The organism is Muribaculum intestinale (assembly GCF_002201515.1).
In the GTDB taxonomy this organism is placed as follows: domain Bacteria; phylum Bacteroidota; class Bacteroidia; order Bacteroidales; family Muribaculaceae; genus Muribaculum; species Muribaculum intestinale.
In genome coordinates, this window is record NZ_CP021421.1 from 2,505,958 (window position 1) to 2,525,201 (window position 19,244).

The window sequence follows — 19,244 nt, forward strand, 5'->3', positions numbered from 1 at the left end:
ATCCCATTATTTGTCAGTCCCTGTATATTAATCTATAGTAGTCGGCGGTAGGTGCCGTTGAATACGGTTTCGGCCGGTCCGGTCATGTACACATGTGAGTCGTCAGGATTCCATTCTATTTCGAGGTCGCCTCCGAGCAGATGTATTATGGCGTGGCGCTCCGTGAGCCGATTGAGTACACATGCCACAAGCGAGGCGCATGCTCCCGTGCCGCATGCCATTGTCTCGCCGCTGCCACGCTCCCACACGCGCATTCGCAATTCGGTGGTATTTACTACTTCGACAAACTCGATGTTTGCCCTGTCAGGCCATATGACATGGTGTTCGAGTTCCGGGCCAAGAATTTCTACGGGGGCATTATCGGCAGAATCGACCAATATGACTCCATGAGGATTTCCCATTGATACGGCTGTAATCTTTACCGGACCTTGGGATGTAGGTACATTTTCGCTGACCATCCTGGGAGCATTGAATCTTACCGGGACTTCGACTGGAGCGGTCACGGGAATCCCCATGTCGACTGTGACAGATGTTATGTTGCCCTGACGGTCGGGGTGGAGACGTAATGTTTTTATTCCTGAAAGTGTCTCGAGAGTGACGGTTGTCTTGTCGGTCAGTCGGGATTCGTAGACATAGCGTCCGACACAGCGGCTGCCGTTGCCGCACATTCGCGCTTCGGAGCCATCTGCATTAAAAATACGCATCTTGAAATCGGCACATTCCGAAGGACAGATGAGGATGATTCCGTCGCCGCCTACACCTGTGTGGCGGTCGCTCATCTCGATGGCAAGCTGTGGCAGATTTTCCGGCACACGCTCCATACAGTCGATATATATGTAGTCGTTGCCTATGCCATGCATCTTGGTGAATGGAATCTCTTTTATCATAGGTTTAGAGATTGGTTGTAGGGGATTCGGCTCCCGTTACGTCTGCAAAATTAGTAATTTCCGTTTTCTCTGCAATAGGGAATGTGAAAAAATTTCGAAAAAACTTTAAATTTCTTGATATTATGAGTCTTTTTTGTGTTTGTGCTTGCAAAATGCTGTATATTTATGGGCGTTGGTGAAATTTTGCTATGATGCATTGTCGTGCGGGTGATATACTATGTTAACAGAGAGCCGACTCTTATGTCATACCTAATATTATAATAAGGATAATAAACATTATTTAGTTTTTTTGTCTGATTGGGATGTTAATCCATGGAATTTGCGTAATTTTGTGTCCCGTTATGAAACACGGATTCGACAACGAGAAATATGTGAAAATCCAGTCCAGCCATATTAAGGACAGGATTGCAAAGTTTGGCAACAAACTTTATCTGGAGCTTGGAGGCAAGCTGTTCGACGACCATCATGCAAGCCGCGTGCTCCCCGGATTTCAGCCCGACAGCAAGTTGCGTATGCTGAGCCAGCTTGCAGATCATGCCGAAATAGTGATAGTAATCAGTGCTGTAGATATTGAAAAGAACAAGGTCAGGCAGGATCTCGGCATTACCTATGACATGGATGCCCTCAGACTTAGAAGTGAGTTTCAGAACCGGGGATTCAGAGTCAATTCAATCGTCATCACACACTACAACGGACAGGCCAGTGCCGATGCGTTTCGTCAGCGATTGGAACGCATGGGCATAAAGAGCTATGTTCACTACATAATTGACGGATATCCTGCCAATGTAGGGCTTATCGCCTCTGACGATGGCTTTGGCCGGAATGACTATATCGAGACTGAGGAGCCCCTGGTAATCGTGACAGCTCCGGGTCCGGGCAGCGGCAAGATGGCCGTGTGTCTCAGTCAGCTCTATAACGAGCACAAGCGCGGCATAGAGGCCGGATATGCCAAGTTTGAGACATTCCCGGTATGGAATCTGTCATTACGGCATCCCGTTAATATCGCATACGAGGCTGCAACCGCCGACCTTAATGACGTAAACATGATTGATCCATTTCATCTCGATGCATATGGAGAGAAAGCGGTCAACTACAATCGCGATATCGAGATATTCCCGGTGCTTGATGCTCTGTTCCGCGGCATCTATGGGGCGAATCCATATAAGTCACCTACCGACATGGGAGTCAATATGGTAGGATTCTGCATCAGCGACGATGATGTATGCTGTGATGCTTCGCGCAACGAGATTATCCGCCGTTACTTTACTGCGCTCAACCGCATGGCCTTGGGCGAGAGCAATGACGCCGAGGTAAATAAGATTGCGCTCCTTTTCAATCAGGCCGGCATAGACCTCAGCTACCGCAAGACTATAGCCGCTGCACGTGCACGCTCGAAAGAGACCGGTGTGCCATGCTCGGCGATAGAATTGGCCGACGGCACTATAATCACAGCCAAAACCTCGCCGTTGCTTGGCCCGAGCGCCGCGCTGATACTGAATGCCATCAAGCATCTGGCCGGCATCGGTCACGATGTAAAGCTGCTGCCGCAGGACCTCATAGAGCCCATACAGCATACTAAGATAAACTATCTGCGCAGCCGCAACCCACGCCTACATACCGATGAGGTGCTGGTGGCCCTGTCGGTACTGAGTCCGCGCGACGAAAACTGCCGCCGCGCGCTGGAGAAGCTACCCGAACTTGACGGATGTCAAGTGCATTCTACAGTAATGCTCGGCGAAGTCGACCACAAGATATTCAAAAAACTCGGAGTAGGGCTCACCTGTGACCCTGCAAAGAAGAAATGACAGAGGAGTCGCCTGAAAGATAATCAATGCCCCCATTAAAGAAAAATTTCGTTAATGGGGGTATTTTTCTTGTCAAATGGTGGGCGTCTTTTGAGAAATTGTGTAATTTTGCACATGCAAGAGCGGATAATCCGTGAATGCATGCATACTGCATAACAAATTACATATATATAAAAGTACTCTGTATGAAGAAGCATAACTTTTATGCCGGACCGTCGATTCTTAGTGAATACACAATAAAGAACACGGCCGAGGCAATCAAGGACTTCGCCGGAACCGGTCTGTCCATTCTTGAGGTATCACACCGCAGCAAGGAGTTTACAGCCGTTATGGATGAAGCACAGGCCCTTGTAAAGGAACTTCTCGAAGTCCCCGAAGGATATTCCGTGCTTTTCCTCGGCGGAGGTGCGTCAATGCAGTTCTGCATGGTGCCTTTCAACCTGCTCAAGAAGAAAGCCGCCTATACCGATACCGGCACATGGGCCGCAAATGCTATAAAGGAAGCCAAACTATTCGGTGAGGTCGATGTAGTGGCCTCTTCAAAAGACAAGAACTATACTTATATCCCCAAGAACTTCACAGTACCCGAGGATGCCGACTATTTCCACTTCACCAGCAACAATACAATATTCGGTACCGAAGTGCGCTTCGACCCGGATGTAAACGTACCTCTGGTGGCCGATATGTCGAGCGACATCTTCTCCCGTCCTGTCGATGTAAGCAAATATGACGTCATTTATGCCGGTGCGCAGAAGAATCTCGCCCCTGCCGGTGTGACAATCGTCATCGTAAAGGACTCCGCCCTTGGCAATGTGGACCGCGCTATCCCCACCATGCTCGACTACCGCACCCACATCAAAAAGGGCTCGATGTTCAACACTCCCCCCGTGCTCCCCATCTATTCAGCTCTCCAGACCCTCAAGTACTACAAGGAACTCGGCGGTGTGAAAGAGATGGAACGCCGCGACCTTGCCAAGGCCGAACTGCTCTACAGCGCCATCGACTCCAGCAAGATGTTTGTAGGTACTGTCGAGCCTGAGGATCGTTCGATAATGAATGTATGCTTCGTTATGAAGCCCGAATATGTGGAGCTTGAGAAAGAATTCATCGACTTCGCCTCTACAAAGGGCATAGTGGGCATCAAGGGCCACCGTTCGGTAGGCGGATTCCGTGCATCGCTCTACAATGCACTCCCCATCGAGAGCGTAAAAGTGCTCGTCGAGGCAATGAACGAGTTTGAAAAGAAACACTGATACATTACATTAATCACTACGGAAATGAAAGTATTGGTAGCAACCGAAAAACCGTTTGCGGCAGTAGCCGTCGACGGTATACGCCGGGTAATCGAAGAAGCCGGCTACGAACTCGATCTTCTTGAAAAATATACCGACCGTGCCGACCTCCTCGCTGCAGTAGCCAACGCCGATGGTCTGATTATACGTTCAGACAAAGTGGATGCAGAAGTGCTCGACGCAGCTAAGAACCTCAAGATAGTAGTGCGCGCCGGTGCCGGCTACGACAACGTAGACCTCGCTGCAGCCACTGCCCACAATGTAGTAGTAGAGAATACACCCGGCCAGAACTCCAACGCAGTGGCCGAGCTCGTATTCGGCATGGCTGTGATGGCTGCGCGCAACTACTACAACGGTACTTCAGGCACAGAACTCAAAGGCAAGCGCCTCGGCATTCAGGCCTATGGCCAGGTAGGCCGCAACGTAGCCCGCGTGGCCAAGGGATTCGGCATGGAAGTAAGCGCATTCGATCCCTATTGCCCCGATGGCGCCATGGAGGCCGAGGGTGTTACTCCCCTGCATGACACCGACACACTGTACTCAGGTAATGAAGTAGTGTCGATTCACATTCCGGCCACTCCCGAGACAAAAGGCAGCATAGGCTACGACCTTATTACCAAAATGCCCAAAGGCGGAATTCTTATCAATACCGCCCGCAAGGAGGTAATCGACGAAGCCGGTCTCGAAAAAGCACTTGAAGCCCGTACGGATATCAAGTACATGGCTGATATCAAGCCCGATAATGCCGATGTGCTCAAAGAGAAATTTGGCGACCGCGTGTTCTTTACCCCCAAGAAAATGGGTGCACAGACCGCCGAGGCCAACATCAACGCCGGTATCGCCGCCGCCAACCAGACCGTGGCCTACCTCCGCGACGGCATCAACCGTTTCCAGGTCAACAAGTAATTCTTGCAAATAATCTTATAAAAGGGGCTGTGTTTAACACAGCCCCTTTTCGATTTGAAAGGTGTAAATGTTAAAAAGGGGAGTATAATATAAATATTGGGAGATTTTTTTTGCATAAAATTTATTTAATATATAATTTTGTTGTGAAACGAAATTAATATGTTTCGAATGCGCTTTAATTATATCAATTATCTAATCCTGAATAAGAGCATTATGCTCTAAGTGCCTAAGTCTTGAATCGTATCGTGCGGTTGATGCGGTTGTATCAAGGTGTTTTTTGTTTAAATTCAAGAATTCCTTGATATTATTTGGTTTGGTCGATATCGCTTATTAGATTTCGTGCCGATTTTTTAATTTTAATACCAATCATTATTAGAATGAATTACATGAAGAAGAAAGTCGCTACATCGCTGGCCTTCATGATTTTGTGGGGGGGGGGTATAACCTCCTGTAACACAGAGGATAAGGCTGAAGAAGCGGTGGCGCGTCTCAGCATTGACACTCATGAGGCCACACTTGCCCGCAACGGCAGGTCACCTCTCGACCAGGATGTCAAGTTCAGAGTGATAGCCAACAAGGGCTATGAAATAACATCAGAGCAGGATTGGCTCGGCGTCGACAAACCTACAGGGCACGGTCTGAACGACGTACTGATTGTTGCGAAAGAAAATGAAAGTGGTGCGCTGCGTACTGGCACTTTGCTTGTGCGTAGCGGTAATCTTTACGAGGAGCTTGTAGTGACTCAGACCGAGCAGGCTCCCGACCCAATGCGTTTGTTTTATCATCAGGATTTTGAATGGTGTATACCTCTTGCCCAACCTAATTCCGATCCGGTGGGAGATCAGGATACGAGCGGAAAAAAACGACAGGATGTACTTGCCGACCCAATAAAGTCAGGCTGGGAAGCCACTGGCCTTACAATATATAATATGCAGGGCAAACAGGTGTCGGCTTATATTAGTTACATACATTTCAATAATAATTTCAAGAAATACCATCCGGAGTATAAGTCGTACGATGCCGGTGTGATACTTCCACGCCTTGATTTGGGTACGGAAAAGGTTAATGCAGTCATTACTGTGCAGATTTGTCCGGAAGGTTCGCTTAAGAGTGGTCTCGACAAAGTACCATTCGTGGTGTCAATTGAAAGCGGCAGCGGCTATGTCGGTGCGACCGGAAGCGCAAAGAAGAGTCCGGTATTCACACCACCTACCGTGCAACTTATGTGGCATACTGTAGAATACGTGTTGCGAGATATATCCTCCGATACACGCATAGCATTGCGCACCGACGGTAATACTGCCGATTATTGCCGCTGGATGCTCAATGAGATTTCATTAAAGGAAACTAAACTCTGATATCTGTCTACATATGAATATGTATCGCAATTTCAAGGCGCTGCTCATGTGTGGCGTCATATTATTGAGCGGGAGTAGCCTGCTTGTTTCGTGCGACGATGATAAGGAGCCTGAGGCTTATATCGAGGCATCGCAGACTATATTTAATCTTGATGCCGAGGGTCTTGATGCAGACGGCAAGCGTCCTACATTTGAGCTAGGTTGCAATCGGGACTGGAGCGTGCGCATATGTCCCGACTGGGTTAAGCTCAACTATACCTCAGGCTGTCGTGGACGGGTAGTGATGCACCTTACTGCCGAGCCCAACACTACCGACCAAAATCGTCGCGGTTGCATCGAACTTGCTGCAGTAGGAGGAAAACCGGAATTGCTTTATGTGAACCAAACTCGTCTTGAGGGAGATGTGTCGGCATCTGTCTCCAACTTTAATGTTAATATGATTGGCAATCTGCCAAATGGTGGTAATCCGACTTTCAATGTCACCTCAACCTATGCATGGTCGATTGAGTCTAGCGACTGGATTTCAGCTCAGCCTCCAAGTGGGCAGGCCGGTACTACGGCTGTGACTCTCCATGTTGGCATCAACGATACCCGTGCCACACGCAGCGGGCGTGTCACCGTGACAATCGGCGACAAGAGAGTCGATATAACAATCACACAGGACGCCAAAGGTTTCACAGTGCCTGTAGATGCCATCGACATAGACATCGACGGTACAGCTACTTCTGCCGGACAACCTCTCGTGGCTCCCGTCACGGCTCTCGAGGCATGGTCTGTAACCGAGAAGCCGGAGTGGCTTACTGTAACTCCCGACAACGGGCAGCCGGGTACCACAAATATCACGCTCAACGTGCAGCCCAACAGCGGAGATCCGCGTGCGGGGAATATTGTGCTGACTTCGGAGCATGGAGCCATATTTACTCTTATGGTGTTGCAGGCCGGGAATCTTCCGTTTGACAACCGTCAGGTAGGCTACAGTTATTTCTGGGAACCGTTCGACTGGTGTCATGATGCTGCCGAGGAGCGCCGTAAGACTGACCCCTCTTTTGCCAACAATATGGATCAGATGAATCTTATCAATGGTTCGGGAGCCAAGAATCTGAATATATATGATGGCGACGGATTAAAATACGCACCATATTTTTATGCTGAGCAGGGTGGTAAATGGGAGGTCGTAAAAGAATATACATCCGATAAGCGCGACTGGGTATTTATTCTTGACGGATACCTGCGTATGGGTGCTTCCAGCAACACGGTAGGCCTAAAGACCGGTGTGCCTCTTGATATTGAGAATGGTCATTGTGCGAATGTGGAATTATCGTTCAAAGGTTGCAAGAACGGCACTGATAATATTGTTCTTGTTGTTGAAATCGAGGGTCCCGGTGAGATTGTTGGCGGCCAGACTGCAAAACTCGGACCTGAGTTCAAAGTGCCTAATCAAGACAAAACAAAGAAGTGGAAATGGGAAAATCTTTCTTTAACAGTCAACAAGGTTACCTCCGATACCCGCTTTATCATCCGACCCACCGTGATGGACGACAAGGACAAGAATCCAGCTGCAAAATACAATCGTCGTTGGCTTATTGATGAGGTAAGCATCAAGCGTGTGGCTAACTAATTCCATGCAATATAGATTTAATGTAAATAAAAAGTAATGAAATCAATATATCGAAATATGGCCTTATGCGGTCGCGCCATGATAATGCTGCTTATGCTCGTCTTGTCAATTGGTGCTATGAACGCCTCCGCACAAGTCACCGGTACTGTTGTCGACCCTGAAGGAGAACCTCTGACGGGAGCCACTATAATGGTAGTAGGCACATCTGTCGGCACATCGGCCGACTTCGATGGCAATTTCTCAATTAATGCAAAGTCCGGGCAGTCGCTTCGTGTAAGTTCAGTAGGATATGAGACTACCGTCGTAAAGGTTGATTCTGAGAATCATATTGACATTGTGCTTAAGGAGAATTCTACAGTGCTTCAGGATGTCGTGGTCGTGGGCTATGGCACAATGGAAAAGAAGCGCGTAACCTCATCGATTACCTCAATCAAAGGTGATAATCTTATCAGTGGTCTCGGCGGATCTACTATTGCTACCGCCCTTCAGGGCAAGGTGAGCGGTCTTACAATCTCCGGCAGTGCCTCGCCCAATGCCTCCAACGGCTATCAGCTGCGTGGAGTTGCTTCGGTCAATGCCGGGAAAGGCCCCCTTGTGGTAATAGATGGTGTGCCCGGTGGTGACTTGCGAATCATCAATCAGGAAGATATCGAGAGCATTGATGTTCTAAAGGACGCCTCGGCAGGTGCAATCTATGGTACACGTGCTGCAGCGGGTGTGATTCTCGTTACCACAAAACGTGCTAAGGAGGGCAAGACCCAGGTAACTTACTCTATGGAGCTCTCTACTGAGAGTGTGCGCAAGCATCTCGACCTGCTTTCCTCGCAGGAGTATACCGAGTATGGACTTGGACAGGACTATGGATATGATACCGATTGGTATAAACAACTAACCAACGACCATCCATTCTCACAGCGCCATTCGCTTGCCATAAATGGCGGAACAAAGAATCTCCAGCTCTATTCGTCATTTGTTTACTCTGATCAAAAAGGTATTGTGATTGGTGATGGCCGCAAGGATTATTCGGCTCGACTCAACGGGCGTTATACGATGTGGGATGGCAGGGTCGAAATAGGTGTCCGCACTCAGTTCCGCGAGGCTGATCGCGACAACCGCACGGGCAGTTATTCGTTTCAGCAGGCGCTAACACTCAATCCGACAATTCCGATGATGAATCCCGAGGCTCCGGCTAAGTACAATGTCAGCGGCTATGGCCTTGGTAGCACTACCTGGAATCCTGTTGCCGACATCATGCTCAAGAAATTTGACGGCAAGGACAAGTGGTTTCTCGGAGATGCCACACTGAAAGTCACCATCCTTGATGGCCTGTGGATTCAAGGCACAATGGGTATTGACCAGCGTCAGTATCAGAAGTATGAATACTACAACTTCGAACACCGTAACAGTGTTACCGGTAACAAGCGTGGAAAGGCAAGCCACTCGTTCAGCAAGACCGACAACAAGTCATTTGAAGCATATGCGACATTCATGCGCGACTTTAACCGGAAGCACCGGTTCGATGCTGTTGTCGGATGGAGCTTCTGGGAGACCAATGGCGAAGCATTCAGTATGAGTAACGCTAACTTCTCGGTCGATGGATTGGGACCATGGGACATGAGTGCCGGTACCGACCTCAAGGACGGGGAGGCCGATATGTCATCAAGCAAGGATCCGCGTGAGCGTCTCATCTCTGTATTCGGAAGAGCAAACTATTCGTTTGATGACAGATACATGTTTACGGCAAGCTATCGTAGAGAAGGTTCCTCGAAGTTCGGGCCGCGCAACAGATGGGGCGATTTTTGGTCGGTGTCAGGGGGATGGCGTATCTCGCGCGAGAAGTTCATGGAAAATCTGACTTGGATTAACGACCTGAAGTTACGCGTTGGCTATGGAATTACAGGCAACAACGACTTCGGTGCCGGATACACCGTGCGTATGTATTCTGTAGGTACTGAGGGCATGTGGGCTGTAAATGGTATCTGGCAGAACGCTTATGGTACAACAATCAACATGAACCCAGACTTGAAGTGGGAGCAGAAGAAAGAGCTAAACGTCGGTATAGACTATTCGTTTCTTAATAACAGGATTTATGGCAAGTTTGACATTTATCACCGTCGTGTCGATGACATGCTCTACCAGGTGCCCGCTCCTGTGCTTCCCATGGTACATTCCGTGCTGATGACCAACGTTGGCTCGCTTACCAACAACGGATGGGAATTTGAGATTTCTGGCGATATTTTCGCTATGAATGATTTCTCCTGGACATCCACATTGCGCATGAGCCACAACACCTCGAAAATAGACAATCTTGGCACTGAGGATGCTGTGGTGCTCGGCGATGCATTTCCGGCATCCATGGGCAATGCATCACGTATCGTCAATGGTTCGAGAATAGGCGAGTTCTGGCTTTTCAAGCATGCTGGTCTTGACTCCGATGGCAAATGGCTCATCTACGACAAGAATAACAACATTGTACCGGGTACCGCCGAGAATCTCAACAACGACAACAAGCATTATGTAGGCAATGGTGTGCCTACACTTATCATGTCGATGGACAACAATTTTCGTTATCGTAACTTCGACCTTGGCATTTCGCTCCGCTCATGGATTGACTATGATGTATTCTCTCAGCTAAATCTCTATCATGGCATCAAGCAGTCATCGGCAGAAAATCTTCTCAAAATTGCCTATACCGACAATGCAGCCATCAACGACAAGCGTATTCTCAGCGACTACTTCCTGAGCGATGGAACATTCCTGAAGATTGACGCGCTTACTTTTGGCTACACACTCAATCTGTCCAAGTACAACAAGTATCTGAGCAAAGTGCGTGCCTACGTTACGGCACGTGACCTTTACACATGGACCAAATACAAAGGCTATAATCCGGAAGTCAGTATCAACGGTCTCTTCCCGGGTTTTGAGTATGTTGTGAGCACCTATACCATGTATCCTCAGACTACACGCTGGACTCTGGGACTTCAGCTTACTTTCTAACACACTAAAAGCAATACAATGAAACTGAAATATGCCTTATTCGGACTCCTTGCTGTTGCGTCCGTGACATCATGCGATCTTGATGAGAAATTTTACTCCAAGGTCACTCCAGATAACTTCTTCACCGCCCCGGAAAATACCTATGCGGTGCTCGGACGTCCGTTTACTCATCTGAAATACTTTATGTCCAACGACCGCTGGTATCTTCAGGAACTTACTACCGACGAGATGACCTGCCCCTTCCGTACAAAGGGCAAGGACTTCTACAACAACGGCGAGTATGTGCGCCTGCAGGAGCATACATGGACATCTGTCGACCGCTTTATTGAGAACTCTTATATCGCTCCAATTCAGGGTGTGGCCCGTTCGATAGCCTCACGAGAGGACCTTGCCAATGTCGACTATGTGGCACTCGGACTTACCAGTCAGGACAAGGCCTGGCAGCTTGCTCAGCTCGATTGTCTTACCGCATACTATTATATGCGTGCGTTAGATTTCTTTGGCGGGGTGCCTGTGGTATATTCTACTTCCGATGCAGTGCGCGGGCGCTCCTCTGATGAGGAGACGTTCAATCATATAGAGCAGCTCATTATTTCTTCACGGCCCAATCTAAAGATACGCAAATCAATCAATGAGGCTCAGGACGGATTTATCACTCAGGCCGGAGCTACTGTGATGCTCGGCATGCTGTATCTAAATGCCGAAGCATATATCGGCAAGGATCGCTTTGCCGACGCCGCCAAGGAGTTTGAGAGCGTGATACGAGGTGATTATGGTCCTTACGAGCTTGACCCAACGTGGTCTGGGCCTCATGGCTTTGATAATGACAAGTCGCCTGAAGCGATATGGAACCTGATGTCGGAACACTCGCTGATGGAGTGGAACTGGTGGTATCGCTACTTCTTTCCCCAAAACGCCAAGACATACTTCGATGTTTCTTTCCCTGCGTCAATATACAATGGTTTTATTCTTACACCGTCGCGACCTACTGCCAACGGTGCCATCTACACCCAGTGGAAACTCGGGAATAGTTATGAGAAGTTCAACGACGCAGACCTGCGCAAGAAACCATATGTATATCTTGGCAATAAAAAGTATGAAGGCATGTTCCTTGTCGGTAAGCTAACCAGTCCACGTACCGGTCAGACTGTCAAGGGTGCCAAGGAATTTGCAGGCAAGGATATCACACGTGTCGATTGTGTCGACGTTCCGGGAGGCACCAAGAGTCACGAGATGGAGGGGCAGGAAAACTCAGGTGTATGTCTCGTGAAGTCGCCTATTCCAACAGACGATGATTACGACCTGCTTTGGAATCCTGACATGCCAATCTATCGTCTTACCGAAGTATATTATGCGTTGGCCGAATGCAAGTGGCGTGCAGGCGATAAAAAAGGTGCCGCAGATCTCATCAACGAGGTGCGCAGACGCAACTTTGCAAATGGTATAGACCCCGATCCAGTGCCCGACAATTTTGACATATATCGTATGGCCGACGAGTGGCTTATTGAATTTCTTGGAGAGGGACACCGTCGTACCGATCTTATTCGTTGGGGACTTTGGACTACTGAGGACTGGTGGGCACACTCCGCTACCAACGATAAGAACAAATGTCGGTTTCCTCTTCCCGACAAGTACCTTGCAGGTAATCCACTCCTTGTTCAGAATCCCGGTTATTAATGCCTTAATATTAGATTGAAATGAAAATCATGAAATATCTCGCATTAGCCTTTTTGGCTTTCTCATTGCTGTCGTGTGAAGATGACAAAATCAACTATCGTCAGCCTGGTGAGAGTGTGCCTATTGATATTGAACGCGAGCCCGGAATGAATGTAGTGGGCCGAGTGACAGTTGACGGACGTCCGCGTGCCGGAGTTGTGGTAAGTGATGGTGTAAATGTAGTCGCTACCAATGATAAAGGCGAATACCAGATGCAATCGCTTGACCGGCAGCATGTGTTTGTGTCGGTGCCGGCCGATTGCCAAGTTCCTGTAGATGGTGGTTTCTGCAAATTCTACAAGACAATCGACTTGAGTCAGGATGCCGCCATACAGCTCAATTTCGACTTGGCATCTGCTCCGGAAAAGACTGACTTCACTCTCCTTACTCTTGCCGATGTACAGATTGGAACAGATACTGATATAAGCATGCTTGATGACATCTTGGCCAATACTGGTTGGAAAAATTATGTAGCCTCACTTACCGGTAATATGATTGGAATATCTCTTGGCGATATCTGTTGGAACGCTCCCGCTCACTATAGTACTTATCGCAACCGTATCGCCCAACTTGGTGTGCCAATGCTATCTGTTATAGGTAATCATGACCACGACAAGGGTGGTACAGGAGATATTACTACTGATAAGAATTACCGCGATGCCATGGGGCCTACATACTATTCGCTTAATATCGGTGACTGGCATATTGTTGCTCTGGATGATGTCCTTTATACATCCCACAGTGACTATGCTGCAACTATTACAGACCAGCAGATGGCTTGGCTTAAAGAGGATTTAAAGTATGTGGACAAATCCAAGTCTATACTTATCGGACTTCATATTCCGACTATACGCAGGAATTCTTCAGGTCATGTCACCAATAATCATGAACTATATGATTTGGTTAAAGATTACCATCAGGTACAGATTCTTTCCGGGCATCTTCATAATAATCAGCATTATGATATCGCTTCCAATATTCGGGAGTCATCGATTGGCGCTGTTATGGGAGCATGGTGGAACGGCATGATATGCAATGATGGAAGTCCTCGTGGATATGCTCTGCTCAATATGAGCGGTAGCAAGGTGGTAAATAACAAATATTACGGATGTGATACACCTGAAGACTATCAGATTAAGATTTATCTTCCCGCTGAAGCTACGTTCAGAGCAGGTCGTGTGCCCGGTACTATTGCGTCTCCCGCCGATGCGCAACCTCGTATACGGGATGATGAAACATTGCTTATCAATGTGTTTTATTGGCATACCGATTGGACAGTTGATGTACAGGTCGATGGTGGCTCTTGGACTCCGATTCATCCGGTGCGCAATATTCTTGACCCGCGTGCTGTACGCGAACTTGAGTATAGCAACTCTTGGGAACAACGTCCGACATCCGAGCCTGAAAAGAATTGTGACCACATGTTCCTATATAAGCCTGCCAATAAAAACTGGCGGACTCTTAATGTGCGTGCTACTGATGGCTATGGCAACAATTACAATGCATCTGTTAACAATGAGTAGCTACAGTTCGAAGCTCGTTCTCCAATCTCCGCTATGATTTTATAATCTTTGTTATAGCCTATCTTCCGGGTATCAGAAAATGGTTTGTAGCTCTCCTTTTTTGATGCCCGGTTTTTATATTTAAAATATATTTTTTAATATTCCATATTTATTGTATAAATTCGTGTGTTAATACCTCTTTCTAAATAAACATGAGAATCTTATATTCATTGCTTCTGGGGACATCCGTGTTAGGGATGTCACTGCCGGGGTTTGCTGCCATGCCGAAGGATAATCCGATGGTGTTCGGCAACGCTCGTCTTTCGGTGATTACGCCTACGCTTTTGCGTCTTGAGTTTGCCAAGGATGGCAAGTTTGTCGATGAGCCCACGCTGTTTGCCTACGACCGTACGAGCATGTTGCCTATGGATAGCATCAAGATTACTGACCTTGGCGATAACCGCTATGAGATTGTCACCTCGGCTCTGACAATAAACTATCACGACGACGGTTTTCCGTTCTCTACATCCAATCTGATGGTTTATTACGATCTCAACGGCAAACGCAAGAAATTTACCAACCGTTTTCTGCCCAAGAACAATCTTGGCGGTACGGTAGAGACACTTGACCGTGTGACGCGTGAGATACCGATGGACGACGGTCTGCTCAGCCGCGACGGATGGTATATGATTGACGATGAACGTACTGATCTCCTTACTCCCGACGGATGGATAAGGCCGCGCGATACCAACACACACATTCAGGACCAGTATTGCTTTATCTACGGCAATGACTACCGGAGCGCGCTCGCATCTCTCGGAGCAATAAGCGGACGTGTGCCGATGACCCGGAAGTATATCCATGGCGTGTGGTATTGTCGCTACTGGGACTATACATCCGATGAGTTTCTTGATATTATCCGTGGATATGACGAGAACGATTTCCCGCTTGACAACATAGTATTTGACATGGGCTGGCATACCAACGACGCTACGCTCGGCACCGGACATAACGGGCATCTTAATTGGAACGGCTATACATGGAACCGCGAACTTATACCCGACCCCAAGGCTCTTATCGACTCTGTGCATGCACGCGGGGTAACGGTGTCGCTCAACGACCATCCTCACGACGGTATACGTCCTCACGAACACAATTATGCGGAGTTTGCGGCTGCTATGGGGGCAAAGGATGGCGAGGTGCCGCTGTTTGATCTTTCTGACCGCAGATATATGGATAATTTCTTCAAGTACGCCCATCGTCCGAGCGAGGATATGGGGGTGGACTTCTGGTGGCTCGACTGGCAGCAGAATTATCTGTATCCCCACGTACGCGGACATCATTCTACTTCACTGTCATGGATCAACGAACTTTACTATCGCGACTCTCAGCAAGGAAACCGCCGCGGCGCGGGTTACAGTCGCTGGGCCGGGTGGGGCGACCACAGGCACCCGATTCAGTTCTCAGGCGATGCCCAGGCCAATTGGGAGATGCTTGCGTTTGAGGTAAAGCTAACGGCATGCAGCGGTCAGGGCGGCTGCTACTACTGGGCGCATGATATCGGTGGTTTCCGAGGCGAGCCAAATCCTGAATTAAGTGTGCGCTGGACTCAGTTTGGCGCTCTGTCGGCGGCTCTGCGTGTCCATTCCACCAAGGACAAACGTCTCGACCGGCGTCCGTGGATTTCAGGCGAGAAAGAGACAAAGGCCATGCGCCGTATGTATCATATGCGTTCGGAGATGATGCCTTATATATATTCGAGTGTATGGCAGACCCACAATACCATGGTGCCGCTAAATCGCTCGATGTTTATCGACTATGGCGACCAGAAGGAATCGTTCGGCCAGCCGCAGCAGTTTACATTTGGCGACATTCTGCTTGCCGCTCCGATATCGAGCCCCGGAACAGGCGCCAATCTTACTGCCTCGCAGCGGGTATGGTTCCCGGCCGGAGAGGTATGGTATGATTATTTCACACATGAAATGAAGCAGGGCGGACATACGGCCGATATCTCCAAGCCACTTGATGAGTTTCCGCTCTATGTGCGTGGTGGCTGGGTGCTTCCGATGCAGCCGTATACTCCGCGTCCGGCGTCGGCTCCTCTTGACACGCTTGTCATGCGCGTGTATCCCGCTGCTAAGGATGTCGACAATACATTTACGCTATATGAGGACGATGGCATCTCGCTTGACTATCAGAAAGGGGTATATGCCACGACTCCTTTGCGCTATATCCAGTCGGGCAATAAGGCAATAGTTTCGGTCGAACCTGTCGAGGGCGGTTATCCGGGACTCGTCAAACGTCGCGCCTATCGACTTCAGCTTCCGGCCTTTCAGTCCGGAGCAAAGGTCAAGGTCAACGGCAAGATAGTGAAGCCTTCGTATGACGACACTGTGGGCTGTCATGTCGTGTCGGTGCCTGCAATGCCATTGTCACGTCGTATTACTATAGAATATGATAAGTAGACTATAGAATTCATTCTATCCCTAATTTTACGCGGCTATGTCAACTTTGAGTGATGTAGCCGCGTTTATTTTTTTATTTAACGTTATTTAAGCTCACGTCGGGCGATTTATAAGATTTTTGGCATGAAGTAAAACTGACATATCGTTGCAAGTGTTAAATGTAAATGTTAATTTTGCATTCATGTGTTAAATGCGAGATACTTGTTTACCGAGTATGCCGGAGCGCTTATAAGCTGTGCAAACATTTGCGCGTATAAATTGTTAACATTATATAATATAAATGACTCCCAACAGACGTATATATTATTTAAAATGAAGAAGAAAACTATCTGGATTCTTACAATTATAATGGCATTGACCTTCTGCGGGTTGCTGTACATTCAGATTATGTATATGAAAAACATGATCCGTATGCGCGACGACCAGTTTGCAGAGGGTGTACGCCGCTCCCTGTATGCCGTGACATCGACTCTTGAGCAGGATGAGACAAGGCATTTCCTTGAAGAGGATGCCGCCGCGATAGAGCAGAGTGTATACGGGTCGCTTGATACCGGGTCGAAAAACTCCACGTCGGGGAGCATGAAGTATTCGTTTACCACTCCTGACGGCCTTCATGGCGACCTTACAATCCATGGCGACCTTCGGGGCCGGTCATCATCTATTTCTCCTACCGCATCGGGCCGCTACAGGTCGCTTCAAGAGACAATAAAGGGGCAGTATCTGTATCAGAAAGGTCTGCTCAACGAGGTCATACTGAATATCCTCAGCCAGTCGAGCAACCGTCCTATCGCTGAGCGAGCCGATTCGGCTACTGTGGCTCGTTATCTTGCAGGAGAGTTTGAAAACAACGGGCTCAATCTGCCGTTTGAGTTTGCTGTTGTCAACCGCGCCGGACGCGCAATATACCATACCGCGGGATTCAATAGCAGCGATGCCGGGCGCAACAATATGTTTGTCCAGACATTGTTCCCCAACGACCCGGCCAATAAGGTATATTATATTAAGGTATATTTCCCGACCAAGAAAGATTATATCATGTCGTCGGTAAAGTTCATGATACCGTCGTTTGTGTTCACGTTTATCTTGCTTGTTGTGTTTTTGTATACTATCATAATAGCATTCAGGCAGAAGCGGCTCACCGAGATGAAAAACGACTTCATCAACAACATGACGCATGAATTCAAGACACCCATATCGTCGATATCGCTTGCAGCGCAGATGCTCAATGATGACAGTGTGCGTAAATCGCCCACTATGATGCAGCATATCTCCACCGTAATCAATGATGAGACAAAGCGACTGCGCTTCCAGGTAGAGAAGGTGCTTCAGATGTCGATGTTCGACCGTCAGAAAGCCACTCTGCGCCTTCAGGAGATTGATGCCAACAAGACGATTTCCAATATAGTGAGCACATTCAAACTCAAGGTCGAAAGCTGTGGCGGACATATCGAGAGTGATCTTGCGGCCGACGATGCAATAGTCGAAGTCGACGAGATGCATTTTACAAATGTAATATTCAATCTGCTTGACAATGCCGTCAAGTACCGTCGCGAGGATGTGCCATTGACTTTGCGCGTAAGCACAGCCGACATCAGCCCCGAACGCCTTGAAATCCGTGTCAGTGACAACGGTATCGGCATACGGCGCGACGAACTGAAAAAGATATTCGAAAAATTCTATCGTGTGCCTACCGGCAACCGTCATGATGTGAAAGGCTTTGGGCTCGGCCTGGCCTATGTGCATAAGATGATAGGCGAGCTGCATGGCGAGATACGAGTGGAAAGCGAATTCGGACAAGGAACAACATTTATAATTATATTACCACTTACTAACTGACAACAACTATGGAAGAACGTTTGCGTATACTCTTATGCGAAGATGATGAGAATCTTGGCATGTTGCTGCGGGAATATCTGCAAGCAAAGGGCTTCAACGCCGACCTCTATCCCGACGGAGAAGCCGGATATAAGGCATTTCTCAAGGGCAAATATGATCTTGCCGTGCTTGATGTGATGATGCCTAAGAAGGACGGATTTGCGCTTGCGCAGGAAATCCGTACAGTCAATTCTGAAATTCCTATCATCTTCCTGACAGCAAAATCGCTTAAGGAAGATATTCTCGAGGGTTTCAAAATCGGAGCTGACGACTACATAACCAAACCCTTCTCTATGGAGGAGCTGGTATTCCGCATCGAGGCCATTCTGCGTCGAGTAAAGGGCAAGAAGGGTAAGGAAATCACGATGTACAAAATCGGACGCTTCACATTTGACACTCAGAAGCAAGTGCTCATGATTGATGACAAAGTAACCAAACTCACTACCAAGGAGTCGGAACTGCTCAGTCTGCTCTGTGCCCATGTCAATGAAATCCTTGAACGTAACTTTGCCCTCAAGACCATATGGATTGACGATAATTATTTCAATGCACGTTCGATGGATGTCTACATCACCAAGTTGCGCAAGCACCTTAAGGACGATCCCGCCATCGAGATTATCAATATCCATGGCAAGGGCTACAAGCTAATCGCTCCTGAAGTAGAGACAGCTCCGGCACAGTAATCGGCCCACGGTTGTCAAAGTATAGCATACCGACCCGCGACAATGGCATGACAGGCCGTGTCGCGGGTCGGCGCATACTGCCAAAATGTCGCATATTTCTGTCATAATTCAACATTGGCACGATATATGTTGTTACTTAT

General features: G+C 48.2%; 12 protein-coding genes. 11 read left to right on the forward strand and 1 reads right to left on the reverse strand.

From position 1 onward, the window contains the following. Window positions 1-32: 32 nt before the first annotated feature. Window positions 33-887 carry a diaminopimelate epimerase gene (gene dapF / locus ADH68_RS10160; protein WP_198161551.1) on the reverse strand — a complete coding sequence of 285 codons (855 nt, stop codon included), beginning with the start codon at window positions 885-887 and terminating at the stop codon, window positions 33-35. A gap of 341 nt (window positions 888-1,228) precedes the next feature. Between dapF and ADH68_RS10165 the strand changes: the two genes are divergently transcribed. The 11 genes from ADH68_RS10165 to rprY all read left to right on the forward strand — a co-directional run bounded on the left by ADH68_RS10165 (window position 1,229) and on the right by rprY (window position 19,104). Next, entirely contained in the window at window positions 1,229-2,692 is a 1,464-nt protein-coding gene (locus ADH68_RS10165; protein WP_068960904.1) for a DUF1846 domain-containing protein, read from the forward strand. A 185-nt stretch (window positions 2,693-2,877) separates the two neighbouring features. Beyond that, window positions 2,878-3,945, forward strand: a complete 1,068-nt coding sequence (gene serC, locus ADH68_RS10170; protein WP_068962065.1) for a 3-phosphoserine/phosphohydroxythreonine transaminase — start codon at window positions 2,878-2,880, stop codon at window positions 3,943-3,945. 24 nt (window positions 3,946-3,969) lie between these two features. Then, window positions 3,970-4,890 carry an NAD(P)-dependent oxidoreductase gene (locus ADH68_RS10175; RefSeq protein WP_068960903.1) on the forward strand — a complete coding sequence of 307 codons (921 nt, stop codon included), beginning with the start codon at window positions 3,970-3,972 and terminating at the stop codon, window positions 4,888-4,890. A gap of 377 nt (window positions 4,891-5,267) precedes the next feature. Then, window positions 5,268-6,248, forward strand: a complete 981-nt coding sequence (locus ADH68_RS10180) for a BACON domain-containing protein (protein ID WP_088294809.1) — start codon at window positions 5,268-5,270, stop codon at window positions 6,246-6,248. 13 nt (window positions 6,249-6,261) lie between these two features. Continuing rightward, window positions 6,262-7,866: a BACON domain-containing protein gene (locus ADH68_RS10185; protein WP_068960902.1), complete on the forward strand. Its 1,605-nt coding sequence runs from the start codon at window positions 6,262-6,264 to the stop codon at window positions 7,864-7,866. Between the two features lie 36 nt (window positions 7,867-7,902). Next, window positions 7,903-10,863, forward strand: coding sequence for a SusC/RagA family TonB-linked outer membrane protein (locus ADH68_RS10190; RefSeq protein ID WP_232321338.1), 2,961 nt, complete (start codon window positions 7,903-7,905; stop codon window positions 10,861-10,863). An 18-nt stretch (window positions 10,864-10,881) separates the two neighbouring features. Beyond that, window positions 10,882-12,540 (forward strand): RagB/SusD family nutrient uptake outer membrane protein, encoded by a 1,659-nt coding sequence (locus ADH68_RS10195; RefSeq protein WP_068960901.1) that lies wholly within the window; start codon window positions 10,882-10,884, stop codon window positions 12,538-12,540. 20 nt (window positions 12,541-12,560) lie between these two features. Further along, a complete protein-coding gene (locus ADH68_RS10200) occupies window positions 12,561-14,102 on the forward strand; it encodes a calcineurin-like phosphoesterase C-terminal domain-containing protein (RefSeq protein ID WP_068960900.1) in 1,542 nt (513 codons plus the stop codon). 191 nt (window positions 14,103-14,293) lie between these two features. After that, the gene (locus ADH68_RS10205) at window positions 14,294-16,546 is read left to right on the forward strand and encodes a glycoside hydrolase family 31 protein (protein ID WP_068960899.1); all 2,253 of its coding nucleotides are present in this window, start codon (window positions 14,294-14,296) and stop codon (window positions 16,544-16,546) included. A gap of 312 nt (window positions 16,547-16,858) precedes the next feature. After that, window positions 16,859-18,382, forward strand: a complete 1,524-nt coding sequence (locus tag ADH68_RS10210; RefSeq protein ID WP_068960898.1) for a sensor histidine kinase — start codon at window positions 16,859-16,861, stop codon at window positions 18,380-18,382. Window positions 18,383-18,390: 8 nt separating this feature from the next. After that, window positions 18,391-19,104, forward strand: a complete 714-nt coding sequence (rprY, locus tag ADH68_RS10215) for a response regulator transcription factor RprY (RefSeq protein ID WP_068960897.1) — start codon at window positions 18,391-18,393, stop codon at window positions 19,102-19,104. Window positions 19,105-19,244: the final 140 nt, after the last annotated feature.